The 16,053-nt window shown below is 45.4% G+C and carries 11 protein-coding genes; 6 read left to right on the plus strand and 5 right to left on the minus strand.

Features of this window, described 5'->3' with window-relative positions; all coding sequences use genetic code 11:
* Window positions 1-26: 26 nt before the first annotated feature.
* The 4 genes from ruvA to aspS all read right to left on the minus strand — a co-directional run bounded on the left by ruvA (window position 27) and on the right by aspS (window position 4,894).
* Window positions 27-638, minus strand: a complete 612-nt coding sequence (gene ruvA / locus AC3CID_RS10160; protein ID WP_017076435.1) for a Holliday junction branch migration protein RuvA — start codon at window positions 636-638, stop codon at window positions 27-29.
* 92 nt (window positions 639-730) lie between these two features.
* Entirely contained in the window at window positions 731-2,191 is a 1,461-nt protein-coding gene (locus AC3CID_RS10165; RefSeq protein WP_488526504.1) for a methyl-accepting chemotaxis protein, read from the minus strand.
* Window positions 2,192-2,388: 197 nt separating this feature from the next.
* Complete coding sequence (gene ruvC, locus AC3CID_RS10170; protein WP_004736470.1) at window positions 2,389-2,910, minus strand: crossover junction endodeoxyribonuclease RuvC; 522 nt, start codon at window positions 2,908-2,910, stop codon at window positions 2,389-2,391.
* A gap of 211 nt (window positions 2,911-3,121) precedes the next feature.
* Window positions 3,122-4,894 (minus strand): aspartate--tRNA ligase, encoded by a 1,773-nt coding sequence (aspS, locus tag AC3CID_RS10175; RefSeq protein ID WP_171309080.1) that lies wholly within the window; start codon window positions 4,892-4,894, stop codon window positions 3,122-3,124.
* Between the two features lie 314 nt (window positions 4,895-5,208).
* On the opposite strand from aspS, the gene AC3CID_RS10180 reads away from it, so the two are divergent.
* From AC3CID_RS10180 to AC3CID_RS10205, 6 genes are all read left to right on the plus strand, one after another.
* Window positions 5,209-6,114 (plus strand): DUF72 domain-containing protein, encoded by a 906-nt coding sequence (locus AC3CID_RS10180; RefSeq protein ID WP_065204894.1) that lies wholly within the window; start codon window positions 5,209-5,211, stop codon window positions 6,112-6,114.
* 139 nt (window positions 6,115-6,253) lie between these two features.
* Window positions 6,254-6,982, plus strand: coding sequence for a carboxy-S-adenosyl-L-methionine synthase CmoA (gene cmoA / locus AC3CID_RS10185; protein WP_017078176.1), 729 nt, complete (start codon window positions 6,254-6,256; stop codon window positions 6,980-6,982).
* 182 nt (window positions 6,983-7,164) lie between these two features.
* Complete coding sequence (gene cmoB, locus AC3CID_RS10190) at window positions 7,165-8,136, plus strand: tRNA 5-methoxyuridine(34)/uridine 5-oxyacetic acid(34) synthase CmoB (protein ID WP_054547297.1); 972 nt, start codon at window positions 7,165-7,167, stop codon at window positions 8,134-8,136.
* Window positions 8,137-8,402: 266 nt separating this feature from the next.
* Complete coding sequence (locus tag AC3CID_RS10195) at window positions 8,403-9,143, plus strand: ATP-dependent zinc protease family protein (RefSeq protein WP_488526505.1); 741 nt, start codon at window positions 8,403-8,405, stop codon at window positions 9,141-9,143.
* Window positions 9,144-9,160: 17 nt separating this feature from the next.
* The gene (locus AC3CID_RS10200; RefSeq protein WP_054547295.1) at window positions 9,161-10,666 is read left to right on the plus strand and encodes an inactive transglutaminase family protein; all 1,506 of its coding nucleotides are present in this window, start codon (window positions 9,161-9,163) and stop codon (window positions 10,664-10,666) included.
* 3 nt (window positions 10,667-10,669) lie between these two features.
* Window positions 10,670-11,650: an alpha-L-glutamate ligase-like protein gene (locus tag AC3CID_RS10205; protein WP_004736463.1), complete on the plus strand. Its 981-nt coding sequence runs from the start codon at window positions 10,670-10,672 to the stop codon at window positions 11,648-11,650.
* 111 nt (window positions 11,651-11,761) lie between these two features.
* On the opposite strand, the gene fdhF is transcribed toward AC3CID_RS10205, so the two are convergent.
* Window positions 11,762-15,991 carry a formate dehydrogenase subunit alpha gene (gene fdhF / locus AC3CID_RS10210; protein ID WP_488526506.1) on the minus strand — a complete coding sequence of 1,410 codons (4,230 nt, stop codon included), beginning with the start codon at window positions 15,989-15,991 and terminating at the stop codon, window positions 11,762-11,764.
* Between the last annotated feature and the right edge of the window lie 62 nt (window positions 15,992-16,053).

Below are 16,053 nucleotides of genomic sequence, written 5' to 3' on the forward strand. Positions count from 1 at the left end.
ATTTTGTAGAACAAGTATATGAGGTATTAAACCATCGACTTCAGTGCTTCGCGAATCAATTGTTCGCTGGTCATGCCATCTTTAGCCACTTGAGCAACAACTTTAGAGGCTTGAGTCGGTTTATAACCCAACGCAAGTAGTGCGCTTACCGCTTCTTCTTCAGCATCGTGAACCGTTGGCATAGAGTCCATTGGCGCTGCATCCGTCGCAGGCGTAAACAGATCACCGGCTCCCCACCCTTTCAGGCGGTCTTTCATTTCAACGACAAGACGCTCTGCGGTTTTCTTACCCACACCCGGCAGTTTAACCAGCGTAGAGATATCTTCACGTTCAACACTCTGAACAAACTGGCTAGCGGTCATGCCTGAAAGTATGCCAAGACCTAGCTTAGGACCTACACCATTTGCTTTGATGACTTCACGGAACAGAGCACGCTCTTTTACCGTATTGAAACCATAAAGTAGCTGCGCATCTTCACGTACGACAAAGTGAGTGTAGATAATTGCCTCTTCGCCAACGTTTGGTAATTCATAAAAACAGCTCATTGGCATTTGTACTTCATAACCAACACCACTGACTTCGATTAGCAACTCTGGTGGCTGTTTTTCTATTAATGTACCGCGTAGGCGTCCGATCACAATTCACTCTCTTGATGGAATATTATTTGAGGGACAGAATATAAAAGAACTGGATGCTTATCCAGTTCTTTGTGTTTATTAAGGTGATTTATTTAAGCTTGCTTAGCTTGGGAAACCACACTATTCAGGCTTTCAACCAGTTCTTTTACCGAAGTAACATGGCCTGTTAATTCAGAACCATAATTGGCCACTAAACCCGATACAGATTTAGTTTCTGCCACACTCTGCGCCACCTCTGAACTCGCGAGATCGAGTTCTTTCAGAGAGCTCATCTGCATCGCCATGATATTGGTGAGCTGATTAACATCAGTAGAAATGGTTTGAACCTCAGATATGATGCCGTTCATTTCATTCGCCGTAGTTTCAATAATGGCTCGACCGTTATCCACTTCTTCTTTACTGCGGTCTAACAAAGTTCGAATCTCTATCGCAGAATGACTGCTTTTCGCCGATAGCTCTCTCACTTGATCTGCCACAACAGCAAAGCCTCGTCCTTGTTCACCGGCTCGAGCGGCTTCTATTGCTGCGTTGAGTGCTAATAGGTTGGTTTGTTCGGCTACGGAAGTAATCAAATCAGCGACTTTCATGATTTCTTGATTACTTTGAATGATCTGGCTGATTGCACTGGTTGAGGCTTCTAGTGACTCAGAGCTCTTTTGCGCTTTGGTTCCAACCGCTTCACTGCGCTCTTTCAGTTCACCCACAAATGAATTGGATTCTTCGATACCTTGAGTCATTTGATGCAGTTGTTGGCTCATCTGTTCTGCTGCACTCGCCTGAGATTCGCAATTGATGTTCAACACCTCAACTTGAGCATGCAAGTCTTGCGACTGCTGATCTAAATGAACCGAAACACCTTGTAGACTCTCTGAATTCGAATTGGCTTGGTCGAGCACGATAGAGAGCCGGCCTTCACTTTGTGTCGCTTGGTTGGCAACGTGTTGGCTTTCTGAAATCGCATCCTCTGCTATTTCAATCGCCACCTCTTTTTGCTTAGCGGTAAATGCTTGAGCAATACAGATGACCACCAACGGCATAATCACACCGGACCAAGTTTCTACCACTACCGCATCAGGGGTTAGCTCAAGCTGGGGAAATGTAAATCCATTGAGATGTGCTGAAGTCATCACTAATGAAACACCGATAACCAGCCCACTCCATACCAAAGCCACAATTCGTGTTCCTGATAAGAAAAAAGCGACCACTAACAAAGGCACCCAATAAGCTTGGGTGGAAGCCACAACCCCACCGCTTTGGTAAATAATGTTCAACGCGTGTACGGCCATGCCGACAAAACCAAAGTTAAGTGCAAGGCTTGGCTTACTCGTCATACGGAGTAGAAGTGCTGAGATCAGTTCGAATACGATAAGAAATACAGATGTGGCGACCAAGAGTTGCTCTTCGTGCTTAGTCCACTTGATTAAGCTATAGACTCCCACGAAGAATGCGATAAAAGTGAAGAGTAATAAGATATCGGCTTGTCTGACTTCGTTGTTACTCCACCCATTGCTTTTGGGTAGAAACAGCGCGCGCCACAGCTTGATTGGGTTCATCAGTGATCATCCTTGATTAACTTGTAAGACCTCCGACCAATGTTAATAACATGTTAAATGATACGCAATGTTATTATCTGGGTTCTGTTCGAAAGATCTCATTTCCTCAAGGATTTAGCGGCGTATTGTTTTGATATGAGCCAAACAGGGCGTGAGGCTCACGTAACGCAAGTTTTTAGAAAGCGGAGGGATGGGACTTAACGGTAACGCCCTTTTCTTGCTCCTGTTGCTTTACCTGCCAGTGCGACCAAGGTTTTATTGGTGTTGGCGTGCGTGATCGCTACGCCTAGAGCATCGGCAGCATCAGCCTGTGGTTTGGCAGGTAGCTTAAGCATGCTCATCACCATGTTCTGAACCATCGACTTATCAGCGCCACCGTTACCTGTCACCGCTTGTTTGATTAGACGAGCCGCATACTCATGAACGGGCAAATCCGCATTCACCGCTGCCACAATCGCGCTACCACGAGCTTGGCCAAGCTTAAGTGCAGAGTCGGCATTTTTCGCCATGAACACTTGTTCGATCGCGAATACGTCAGGCTGAAACTGAGTAATGATCTCACTCACGCCCGCATAGATTTGCTTTAAGCGACCTGGCAGTTCTTTTTCGGAAGTGCGAATACAACCACTGCCTAAGTAATATAGATGGCGACCATTTTGACGAATCACGCCATAGCCGGTAATGCGAGAGCCAGGGTCAATCCCTAAGATAATAGACATAACTTCAATACTGATTATTTATACATGCTTTATGAGCTTAGTATATCGAACGCAAAAAAAAATGCCCGTCAAATTAACGGGCATTTCGTTGTTCTGCGAAAGAAAAAGTTCTAACAAAAACTAAGTTTTGTTGAAAGCTTAAGTGCTATTTAAGACTTAAGCTCCATCGAAAACTCACTGCTTGATTAGAAAGTTGAGCTTAATCGTTTGATTAGTCTTCTTTCTTCGCTAAGTTAACAGCGATTGCTAGCTCTTCCAGTGATGCTGGGTTTGCTAGGCTTGGCGCGTCTGTTAGCAGACATGCTGCAGCTGTTGTTTTCGGGAATGCGATAACGTCACGGATGTTCTCTGTACCACAAAGAAGCATTGCTAAACGGTCAAGACCGAATGCTAGACCTGCGTGTGGTGGCGTACCGTACTTAAGCGCTTCAAGTAGGAAACCGAACTTCTCTTGCTGCTCTTTAGCTTCGATACCTAAGATACCGAATACAGCCGTTTGCATTTCTGCGCTGTGAATACGTACAGAACCACCGCCTACTTCGTAGCCGTTGATTACCATGTCGTAGGCATCAGAGTTAGCTGCTGCTGGGTTCGATTTTAGCTCTTCCGCGTTCACACCAAGTGGTGATGTGAATGGGTGGTGCATAGCGTGAAGATTGCCTTCGCCATCTTCTTCGAACATTGGGAAATCAATAACCCAAAGTGGAGCCCACGCTTTCTTATCTGTTAGCTCTAGGTCATCACCTAGCTTGATACGAAGTGCGCCCATTGCTTCAGCAACGATGTTCGCTTTATCTGCACCAAATAGGATGATATCGCCAGATTCAGCTTGAGTGCGCTCAAGAAGACCGTTGATCACGTCTTCGTTTAGGAACTTAGCAACTGGAGATTGAATGCCTTCCATGCCAGCAGCACGGTCGTTAACCTTCATCCAAGCTAGACCTTTCGCGCCGTAAATACCTACGTGCTCTGCGTAACCGTCGATTTGCTTACGAGTTAACTTAGCGCCACCTGGTACACGGATTACTGCTACGCGACCTTTTTCGTCGTTCGCAGGGCCAGAGAATACTTTGAACTCAACATCTTTCAGTAAATCAGCAACGTCTACTAGTTCTAGTGGGTTACGTAGATCTGGCTTATCAGAACCGAAACGACGAATCGCTTCAGAGAATGGCATTACTGGGAATTGACCCAGTTCAACATCTAGAAGCTCTTTCCACATATCGTGAACTAGCTTTTCAGTGATGTTACGTACTTCTTGAGAAGACAGGAATGATGTTTCGATATCGATCTGAGTAAATTCAGGCTGACGGTCAGCACGTAAATCTTCATCACGGAAACATTTAACGATTTGGTAGTAACGGTCAAAACCAGACATCATCAGCAGTTGCTTGAACAGCTGAGGAGATTGAGGAAGTGCGTAGAAGCTACCTTTGTGAACACGGCTTGGTACTAGGTAATCACGAGCGCCTTCAGGTGTCGCTTTCGTTAGTACTGGTGTTTCGATGTCTAGGAACAGGTTCTCGTCTAGGAAACGACGAACGAAACTAGAAGCACGTGCACGAAGCTTAATACGATCGCTCATTTCTGGACGACGAAGATCGATGTAACGGTACTTAAGACGCTGTTCTTCAGAGTTCGTTTGGTTGAAATCTAGTGGAAGCGCTTCTGAACGGTTGATGATCTCAAGGCCAGTTGCGTAAAGCTCAACTTCACCCGTCGCCATATCTTTATTTACTTGGCTGTCAGGACGAACACGTACCTCACCAGTAAACTTGATACAGAATTCATTACGCAGTTGGTTAGCGATCGGGAAGATATCTTTCATATCTGGATCGACAACAACCTGAACGACGCCTTCACGATCTCGCATATCGATAAAGATAAGACCGCCTAAATCACGGCGACGGTTTACCCAGCCGCACAATTCTACAGTTTGTCCCGCCAGGGACTTGTTCAGGTTACCACAGTAATGGGTACGCATAATGAATTTCCCAATCTCTTAATTATTTACTAGTTTCCAAGCTGTCAGTGGTCATTCCACACAACAGAGCAAAGGAACATTTATACGCGGAAACTCGTTTAAAATCGACCTTCCACATTCGAATTTATTATGTTTTATCTGGCTTTGCTGCTTTTTAGCCCATCAAGTGCGCAAAGATTCATCAAAACCGAAAAAATTGCGCTAATTATATCTCGAAAGTACCTTAATCAGCAAAACTCTCGTAAAGTAGATTTTCGTTTCAAACCAAAAACTTTTTGTAATGACTGATAGCGTGATGAATAACGGTGTAATAGATGGATGATCGTGTAATAACAACAGAAACTTTACCTCTAAGACTTGGATTAACCATGTGGTCTCATTCCGAGTGGCAAAGTCAGTTCTATGGTAAGGGAACAAAACCTGCTGAACGCTTAGAGAAGTACACACAAGTTTTTCATACGGTTGAAGGCAACACGACCTTCTACGCCACACCGAGTATGTCGACCGTTAACAACTGGAAAGCCGCCAGTCACGATGATTTTAGGTTCACCTTCAAGCTGCCAAAGTTCATCACCCACCAGCAACAACTTAGGCACTGCCAAGCCGAGCTCAAAGAGTTTTTAATGACCATGTCGCCACTGCACGACCGTATTGGCCAATGGACGATTCAGCTACCACACAGTTTTGAACCTAGTATGCTCCCTGCCCTGCAAAAGTTTTGTACCTTGTTCCCCAAAAATATGCAGCTCGGCGTAGAGGTTCGTCACCTTGGTTTTTTTGATAAGGGCGATGCGGAAAAGCGCTTCAATCATTGGTTAATAGAAGAAGGGATCAATCGCATTATTATGGATAGCCGTCCCGTTTTCTCCGCACCACCAACCACAGAAGCGGTGATCGATGCTCATCAGAAAAAACCACGCGTTCCCGTGCATGCGATTGCGACCGCCAATAATCCTATGATTCGATTTATTGGCCACCCAGATCAAGAACCTAATATTGAATTTTTTAAGCCTTGGTTTGCCAAAATTCCAAACTGGCTTAATGAAGGCAAACAACCCTATTTAATGATCCACACCCCAGACAATAATCACGCACCTGAACTCGCTATTGCTATTTATAAGCAGCTACAAAAACAAGTGTCTGAAAATACATCACTTATATTGCCTGATCTCGCTCAATTTCCAGCACAGAAAGGCAATCATCAAATCTCGATGTTCTAGCCCATCACCTATCAGTAACTTCGAACCTTGAGCTAAATCTCAGTTTTCGTGACAGCCGCGCTTTTTTTACGTAAAATACGTCCCCTTTTATTTGGTATGAATTTTGTGCCAATTACGCTGACTGTCGAGAGAAAATGCCATGAGCAACACAGACAATATCTTTTCCGCTCCTATTGATAAAATTGGAGACTTCACCTTTGATGCAAGGGTTGCTGAAGTATTTCCGGATATGATTCAACGCTCGGTGCCTGGCTATAGCAATATCATCTCTGCAATCGGCATGTTGGCTGAGCGCTTTGTAAAGCCACATTCAAATATTTATGACCTAGGCTGCTCTCTTGGCGCGGCGACACTTTCTATGCGTCGCCATATTCAGCAAGAAGGCTGCACCATTTTCGCTGTTGATAATTCGCAAGCGATGGTTGAACGCTGCAAGTTGCACGTTAATGCTTATCGCAGTGACACGCCAGTTGAAGTCATTGAAGCCGACATCCGTGAAGTAGAAATTAAAGACGCCTCTGTTGTGGTTCTTAACTTTACGCTGCAATTTCTGTCTCCAGACGACCGATACGCTCTGCTTGAGAGAATTTATGCAGGCTTGCGCCCGGGCGGGATCTTAATTCTGTCAGAAAAATACGTATTCGAAGATGAAAGTTCAAATGAACTGCTTATCGACCTGCACCATGATTTCAAACGTGCCAATGGATACAGCGAACTTGAAGTAAGCCAAAAACGCAGTGCAATCGAAAACGTGATGCGTCCAGACTCGATCCCTGTCCACAAAGAACGCTTTGATAAGATTGGCTTCTCAAGCAGCGAAGTCTGGTTCCAATGCTTCAACTTTGGTTCAATGTTCGCGATTAAATAGCGCACATACCCAGTCAGATCGAACTAAAACGTCATCCTCAAGAGCGAGGAACGAGCGAGTTGGGGATCTCTATCAAGTACGATAAACCGAGATTCCCTATCATGTTCGTCACTCACTGTAGGGAATGACAAATTTAATTTTTATTTTAGGGTTTATTGACCCTATTAACTCAGTGAAAAACTATGTTTAATTTTGCCAATTTTTATCAACTCATTGCCCAAGACACTCGCCTACAGCCGTGGCTCAATGTTCTTCCTCAACAGCTGACGGATTGGCAAAATGCAGAGCACGGTGACTTCGACCGTTGGTTACGTGCACTGAATAAAATCCCTCAAGGCGTGCCTGACCAAGTTGATCTGAAAAACTCAGTAACCATTGGTAGCTCGACACCATTTCACACGGGTGAACTTAAGAAGTTAGAAAGCTTACTAAAGACCTTCCACCCGTGGAGGAAAGGTCCTTACACCGTTCACGACATTCATATCGATACGGAGTGGCGCAGTGACTGGAAATGGGACCGTGTCCTTCCGCATATTTCTCCATTGAAAAACCGCTCTGTGCTCGATGTGGGTTGTGGCAATGGTTACCACATGTGGCGCATGCTAGGTGAAGGCGCACGTCTAACGGTGGGTATCGACCCTTCTCATCTATTCTTGGTTCAGTTTGAAGCAATTCGTAAGTTAATGGGCGATGATCAACGTGCTCACCTATTACCTTTAGGTATTGAGCAACTGCCAAAACTAGAAGCCTACGACACTGTATTTAGCATGGGTGTGTTGTATCACCGTCGTTCACCACTGGATCACTTGATTCAGCTGAAAGACCAATTGGCATCTGGCGGTGAGCTGGTTCTTGAAACCTTGGTGATTGAAGGTGACGAGAATGCGGTATTGGTCCCTGTTGACCGTTACGCGCAAATGAGAAATGTGTACTTCTTCCCTTCTGCTCGCGCGCTGAAACGCTGGCTTGAACAGGTTGGCTTTGAAGACGTACGTATCGTTGACGAAAATATCACGACAATTGGCGAACAACGCACAACAGAATGGATGACACACAACTCTCTTCCAGATTACCTCGATCCGAACGATCCAACTAAAACGGTTGAAGGTCACCCGGCACCGAGACGTGCTGTTCTTGTCGCGACGAAACCGTAATTTCTATAGGACCAAGCCATTAACTCTGTGGTCACTAAGTCTTAGTTATTTATATGTGTAAGTTTTGATTAGCAAGAGCATGAATTGTATAAAACTTACGCTCATGCTTAACAAATGAACGAACTCAGATCACAATAATTTTCGTAGCGCTCACATAGCGATTCAATATGACCAGACTCTTACAATAGGATGCTTCACGCGTCCTTTTTTGTGGGATAAACTACTAAATAGTCTGAACTATTCTCTAATTCTCAAAGGTTTTTTATATGTTTAAGCGATTATCGCCTATCGTGGCGGTTGGTTTGCTCTCTGGTTGTACCCTCACGAACGGTGCTACCTACCACCAAGAAACTCTCGACGCTATTGCCCGCTCAGAGACAAACATCGCAAATAAGGTTCAAAATCTTGAACTACAACTAAGTAATCAAAGTGATTATATTGAAAGCTTAGAAGACGAAATCACCACTCTTTCTAGTCAATTAGATGTTCATCTGACCAGCATGGAACATAAGGTTATTGAAGAGCTAGAGGAAGAAGAACCCGTCGTCGTTGCCGCTACTCCTGTCACTACTACGTTACAACCGACCATCCTTGGCGGAATCGAAAAAGTGTCTATCGACTCGATCAAACAAAGCTTTGATGCGCGTGTTGATACTGGCGCAACCACCTCTTCTTTAAATGCTGTCGACATCAAAGAATTCGAACGTAACGGTAAAGACTGGGTGAGATTCCATTTGGCCGATAAAGCACAAGCTGTAGAAGACCAAAAATGGATTGAAGCGCCCGTTGTGCGGTATGTGAAAATCCGTCAGTCAACCAATGACCAGACAGAACGTCGAGCTGTGATCGAATTATGGGTAAAAGTTGGAAAAATCCATGAAAAAGCGCAATTTACATTGGCGGATCGCTCTCAAATGAGTCACCCTGTATTACTAGGGCGCGAATTTATCAAAGACATAGCGCTAGTAGATGTAAGTAAAAAGTACGTACAAACGGAAGTTAAATAACAATAGTAGGGTAAGCTATGACGTCAAGAATTCCATTTTATATCTCTATATTCCTGCTTATCGTGGCAGGTATAACACTGAGTATGTTCAGACATACCACCTACGGTGTACCTTGGACTCCAGGGGAAACCAGACAGGTTTGGGACGTTGAAGCTCGTATTGAGTTCAACGCAGTAGGCAAAGAAGCAAAAGTTTCATTAGCAGCTCCTCACACTCAGTCTAATTACACACTTATTGGTGAGTCAGCTTCGTCACCAGGTTACGGCATCTCTTACTTGAACACCGAGTCAGGTCGTCGTGCTGAATGGTCTATTCGCCACGCTGATGGCCCGCAAACTATCTACTACAAGACTCAATTCCTTGTCGATAACCAAGCGAAAGTTGATGCTATCCCACCAGAAGGTGAAATCACGCAACCAAGCTTTGATGGCCCAGAAGAAGCGGCAGCGTTGGCACTGATTGACCGAGCAACTAAGCGCTCAGCAGACAACATCACCTTCACTCGTGAACTTATCAAAACACTTAATGATCCAGACAGCCAAAACTCTGCGCTGATTCTGAATAACATGAGCAAAGTTGAAGCAACACACAAGCTACTTTCAGCAGCAAATATCCACAATAAAGTGGTTGGCGTTATCGAGCTAGAAGATGGCCGTCGTCGTCAATCTATCCAGCAAATGAACCAGATCTGGGATAACGACCAATGGGTTTTATTCTCTCCTGAATCAAGCGAACAGCAAGTTCAGCCAAACCTGCTAATTTGGGATGAATCAAATGTATCTCTATTAGACGTGGTTGGCGGTCAGAACAGTAAAGTACACTTCTCTATGATTGCTCAGGAGGTGACTCCCACTGAAGCAACCAACAGTAAAGTCTCTGCGGATCAACTGTTAAACCTTTCCATTCACAGTCTGCCGTTAGAAGAGCAAGCGATGTTTAAAACCATCATGCTGATTCCTATCGGTGCTCTGATTGTTGTGTTCCTACGAGTCATCATCGGTCTGAAGACGTCTGGTACGTTCATGCCTGTACTGATTGCGGTAGCCTTTGTACAAACACAATTGGTAACGGGTATTGTCGGCTTCCTACTGATTGTAGGTACAGGTCTTATTATTCGAAGTTACTTATCCAAGCTCAACTTGCTACTGGTCGCCAGGATATCCGCCGTAATCATTACGGTAATCATGATTATCTCTGTGTTTACTGTAGTGGCGTTTAAAGTCGGTCTGACTGAAGGTCTATCGATTACGTTCTTCCCAATGATTATCCTATCTTGGACTATCGAACGTATGTCTATCCTTTGGGAAGAAGAAGGGGCGAAAGAGGTAGTGCTACAAGGTGGTGGTTCTCTATTTACCGCTGTTCTTGTTTATTTAGGTATGACTAACCCGTTCATCCAGCATTTAACGTTTAACTTTATTGGTTTACAGCTTGTTATTCTAGCGACCATCTTGCTACTAGGTAACTACACAGGCTACCGCCTAACCGAGCTTCGTCGCTTTAAACCGCTAGCGGAGGACTAAGTTATGTTTGATCAATTTACTTCACCGTTTAAGTTGAAAGACAAAGGCATAATGGGAATGAACAAGCGTAACCATAGTTATATTGGTCGCTACAATGATCGTTCCAAGTATCCACTCGTTGATGACAAGCTTAAGACTAAGATTATTGCTGAACAAGCTGGTGCAACCGTACCAACACTGATTGGCGTTATTGGTCACCAAGCTGAAGTAAAAACAATCCACAAGATGGTTAAAGAGTGGCCGGGGTTTGTAATCAAGCCCGCTCAAGGTAGTGGTGGTAAAGGTATCCTTGTTGTTATTTCTCACAAGGATGGTGTTTATACCAAGCCATCGGGTTCGACTATCAATGAAGAAGACGTAGAGCGTCACATCAGTAACGCTCTCGCGGGTCTTTTCTCACTGGGCGGTAAGAACGACGTAGCCGTGGTTGAAAACCTCATCAAGTTTGACGAGTGTTTTGATGGCTTCAGTTATGAAGGTGTGCCCGATGTACGAATTATCGTATTCAAAGGCTACCCTGTGATGGCGATGATGCGTCTTTCTACTTCAGCTTCTGACGGCAAGGCAAACTTGCACCAAGGCGCTGTGGGTGTGGGCATCTGTATTGCTACAGGCAAAGCCGTTCGTGCGGTTCAATTTGACCACCCTGTGACTCACCACCCGGATACGGACAAAGAGTTGGCACAACTTCAAGTACCGCATTGGGAAAAACTGCTTACGCTAGCATCAAGCGCGTGGGAAATGACAGGCCTTGGTTACATGGGCACTGACATGGTTTTAGACCAAGAAGAAGGCCCAATGGTACTAGAGCTAAACGCTCGTCCAGGATTAGCAATACAGATTGCAAACGGCGCGGGTTTATTGCCTCGCTTGCATCATATTGAAAACCTAGGCACGCCAGCTGAATATCCAAAACCTGCCGAGCGCGTGGCATACGCCGCAAAGCAATTTGGTGTTCACGGTAACGAACTCGCTTCAAACTAAGCGACTAACTCGGTCATTTGACACCGAGTCTAGCTCAAGAAATAAAGCCGCATAACTCTGAGAGTTACGCGGCTTTTTAATGCCTATCGTTAATTAGCTTAACGCTCGGAACTAAACTTCTGTTGTTTCTGCTTCAGACTCACGAATTGGGTCAATGCGGACTGCCGCCACCTTAAACTCTGGGATCTTAGCGTGCGGATCGGTTGCAGTCGTAGTTAAGCGGTTAACTGGAGATTCGACAAAATGGAATGGAATAAATACCACCCCCTTTTGCATTCGCTTAGTGACAAATGCCGCGATTTCAATTTCTCCACGACGGGTTGATACTTTGAGCATCTGGCCATTCGAGATCCCTAACGCTTCGGCATCATGAACACTCACCATCGCACGTGGTCCTGCCAAGTTATCAAGCCCTTTGGTTTTACGTGTCATGGTCCCGGTGTGGAACTGTTCTAGGATGCGACCTGTCGTTAATACTAGCGGGTATTCCGCATCAGGAAGTTCTGCTGCGTATCTAAACGGAATCGCTTCCATTTGACCACGCCCGCGAGTGAATTGAGTCTGGTGCATGATGCGTGTACCGTCAGGGTTATTCTTATTACTTGGCCATTGGACGCCGTTCACCGTAATATTCTCCCAACGTAAACCACCATACTGCGGCGTTACACGTGCTATCTCATTGGTGATATCAGCAACGGTTTTATAGTCCCAACCGCCGTCCATTGCATTGGCTAGCATTTGAATAATCACCCAATCTTCTTTCGCGTCACCGGGCGGATTAACAGCAGGATTAATACGTTGGACTCGGCGCTCTGTATTAGTGAAGTGGCCAGACTTTTCAGCAAACGAACAAGACGGCAGAACCACATCGGCATACTGAGCGGTTTCGGTTAAGAAAATATCTTGAACCACTAGGAAATCTAACGCTTCAAGGCCTTCAATCACATGCGCTTGATTTGGGTCACTCAACACTGGGTTCTCACCCATGACATAAAGACCGCGAACATCTCGATGGCACGCTCCATCAATAATTTCGGTGAGCGTTAACCCCGCTTCCGCTGGTAAGTCAGAAACTCCCCACTCCATCGCGAATTTTTGACGAACTATCGGGTTATACACTTTCTGATAACCTGGAAGGTTGTTCGGCAATGCCCCCATATCACACGCGCCCTGAACATTGGATTGACCACGTAATGGGTTTATACCACCGCCTTCGATACCAATGTTGCCACACAAGAGTTGTAGATTAGCGATTGAACGTACGTTGTCGTGACCAGTAGTGTGTTGCGTAATACCCATCGAATAATACACTGCGGTGCGTTCTGCAGTACCAATCAAACGAGCCATCGCGAAGATATCTTCCGCTTTCACGCCAGTCACTAATTCAACTTTATCAAGTGAGTAGCTTGGTGACATGACTTCCTGCAATAAGGTATCAAAGCCGTCAACACGATCATCAATATAATCTTGATCGTACCAACCGTGTTTGATGATCTGCTGCATCACACCATTAATCAGCATCACATCGGTGCCCGGTCGGTGCGCTAAGTAAAGCTCAGCATGGTCAGCAATATCGATTCGTTTTGGATCAGCAACGATCAATCGTGCTCCACCATGCCTCACCGCTTGCTTGATGTGCGAGCCAATAATTGGGTGTGCTGAAGTCGTGTCTGAACCGATAATAAAGATCACATCTGAATGCTTGATACTTGGAATATCATTGGTCATTGCACCGCTACCCAGCGAAGCCTCTAAACCGGTAACAGTCGAAGCATGACAAAGACGTGCGCAGTGATCGACGTTATTGGTGCCTAATTCGCGGCGTATGAATTTTTGGAAGGCATAATTGTCTTCATTGGTGGTTTTCGCCGACGAGAAGCCCGCCAAAGCATTGCTACCAAAGCCCTGTTTAATCGCGGTAAATTTATCAGCAATGAGCTTAATCGCTTCTTCCCAACTTGCAGGTTGCAACCAGCCATCTTTACGAATTAATGGTGTGGTTAAACGCGCATCACTGCCCACAAAATCGAAGCCGAATCGCCCCTTAACACACAACATGCCTTCATTAACCGGAGAGTCACCGCCTTCGATATAACGGATTTTGTTTGTCTGCTCATCGATATGCATGGTTAGCTTACAGCCCACACCACAATAGGTGCAGATAGTATCGACTTTCTTGAGTAGGTCTGTGCCTCCCTGCTTTCTATCACGAGCATCGACCATTGCACCGGTTGGACACGCCTGAATACAAGATCCACATTGAACGCAGTTTGAGTCGCCCATTAAGGTCTTGTCTGCCCCAAAATTAGGACGACATTCAGGTCTTGATGCAGGCTTGCCATCAAATTGATTCATGAAGCTTAAAACACCATGAACATTCTGTTCGCGACACGCTTGGATACACTGGCCGCAACTGATACAGCGGTTGGCATCAAAGATAATAAATTCTGAACTGTCATCAACTGCAAATTTTTGTCTTGTTAAACCGACCTTCGCTTCTTCTGCGCGTATCGCCTGCCAGTTCTCATTCGAAGCCACATCGATTTTGTACTCTGGATGTGTTTGCGTTGCTTTGTATTCGGTCGAGTAGTCTCGTAGGTCGCAATCGGTATTGGCTTGGCAGCCACATTCTAGGCATCTTGCTGCTTCCGCAATTGCATCAGCATTATCAAATCCTGTTTCTACTTCGTCAAAGCTTTGTTCACGCTGCTCGGGGGTTAGCTCTGGCATGATCTTACGCGCCATACGCTGTATGGATTTGTATTGCTCAGGATCCACCGCTTTGAGCTGCTTGTGCTTTCTTGAATTAAACGGTTTAGCCGGAATGTTATCCATGTCACCATGAAAGAACCGATCAATCGCCTGTGCAGCAATGCGCCCATCCCCCACCGCTTCCACTGCGGTTGCAGGGCCGCGTCGGAAATCACCGATACTAAAGATATTGCCGGTACCTGTATGCATGGTTTGCGGATCGGCATCAGCGGTATTCCAACGAGTAAGAGGAATATCAATCGCTTCATTGTCCATAAAGCTCAGATCCGGCTTTTGCGACACGGCAGCAATAACCGTATCAAACGCTTCAACAAAGAATTCGCCTGTTGGTTTAGGGCTACGACGACCAGAGGCATCTGCTGGTCCCAAAGCCATACGCTCTAATCGTATTTCTGATACATGACCATTTTCATCGGCTATGTTTTCTGCCGGGTTGGTTAAGAAGTGGAATTTCACGCCTTCATGCTCAGCTTCTTCGATTTCGTAATCTTCTGCAGGCATCTCATCTCGAGTCCGACGGTAGATCAGCGTGGTATCAGCGCCATCTCGCACTGCCGTTCTCGCACAGTCAATCGCAGTGTTACCGCCACCGATCACCGCTACTTTTTTACCGGTAATGAACTGCTGATCGGTCACGTAATCTTTCAGGTATTCGACGCCTAGATAACAACCGCCAAGCTCGCTGCCCGGATAATTCATTTCAACTGCTTGCGATGCACCAACCGCTAAACAAACCGCATCAAAATCGTTACTCAAATCAGACAATGTAAAATCAACACCGAGCTTTTTATCACACTCTACCGACATCCCGTTACGACACATCAGTTCGATTTCTTTGTCTAGAATCGACTTAGGTAAACGATATTCAGGGATACCATAACGTAGCCAGCCACCAGCTTTGGGCAATGACTCATAAACACTGACATCATAGCCTTCGTTAGATAGATAATAACCCGCCGTAAGCCCACCGGGGCCACTACCAACAATCGCAACACTCTTGCCTTTAATTGGTTTCTTAGTTGGCATGTAGCTCTCTTGAGCGGCTAAATCTGCGTCGGCAGCGTGTCGTTTGAGTTGGCGAATCGCGATGGATTCATCGACCAAGTTGCGACGACATTCCGTTTCACAGAAAGCAGGACATACTCGACCAATTGAAAGTGGCATTGGTAGTGTCTTTTTGATCACCTCAATCGCTTTAATGTGATCATTTTGAGCAATATGATGGAGGTAAGACTGGATATCAACGCCAGCAGGACAAGCCGTTTGGCATGGCGCCTCACAGTCAGCGTAGTGATCTGTCATGATACGATTTAGTGCTTCTTGTCGATGATCGGTCAGTTGCTTTGACTGAGTCGTAATCTCCAATCCATTAGACACTTCTAGTTCACAAGAACGTGTCATACCAACACCATCTACCTCAACAACACACAAATCACACGGTACTTTATCCGCTGTTTTGTTCAAACCACATAAAGACGGGATCTCTAAACCACATATTTTTGCCGCCTCAAGAACAGTTTGCCCTTGCTCGACGATTCGATATTTCCCATCAATAACGATTTGAATCATACCTAAGTCCTACCTTTACCTTTCGCACACGCGAGTTATCAATAATTAAAATTTAAGTAATA

The organism is Vibrio sp. QJM3NY_21 (assembly GCF_057785975.1).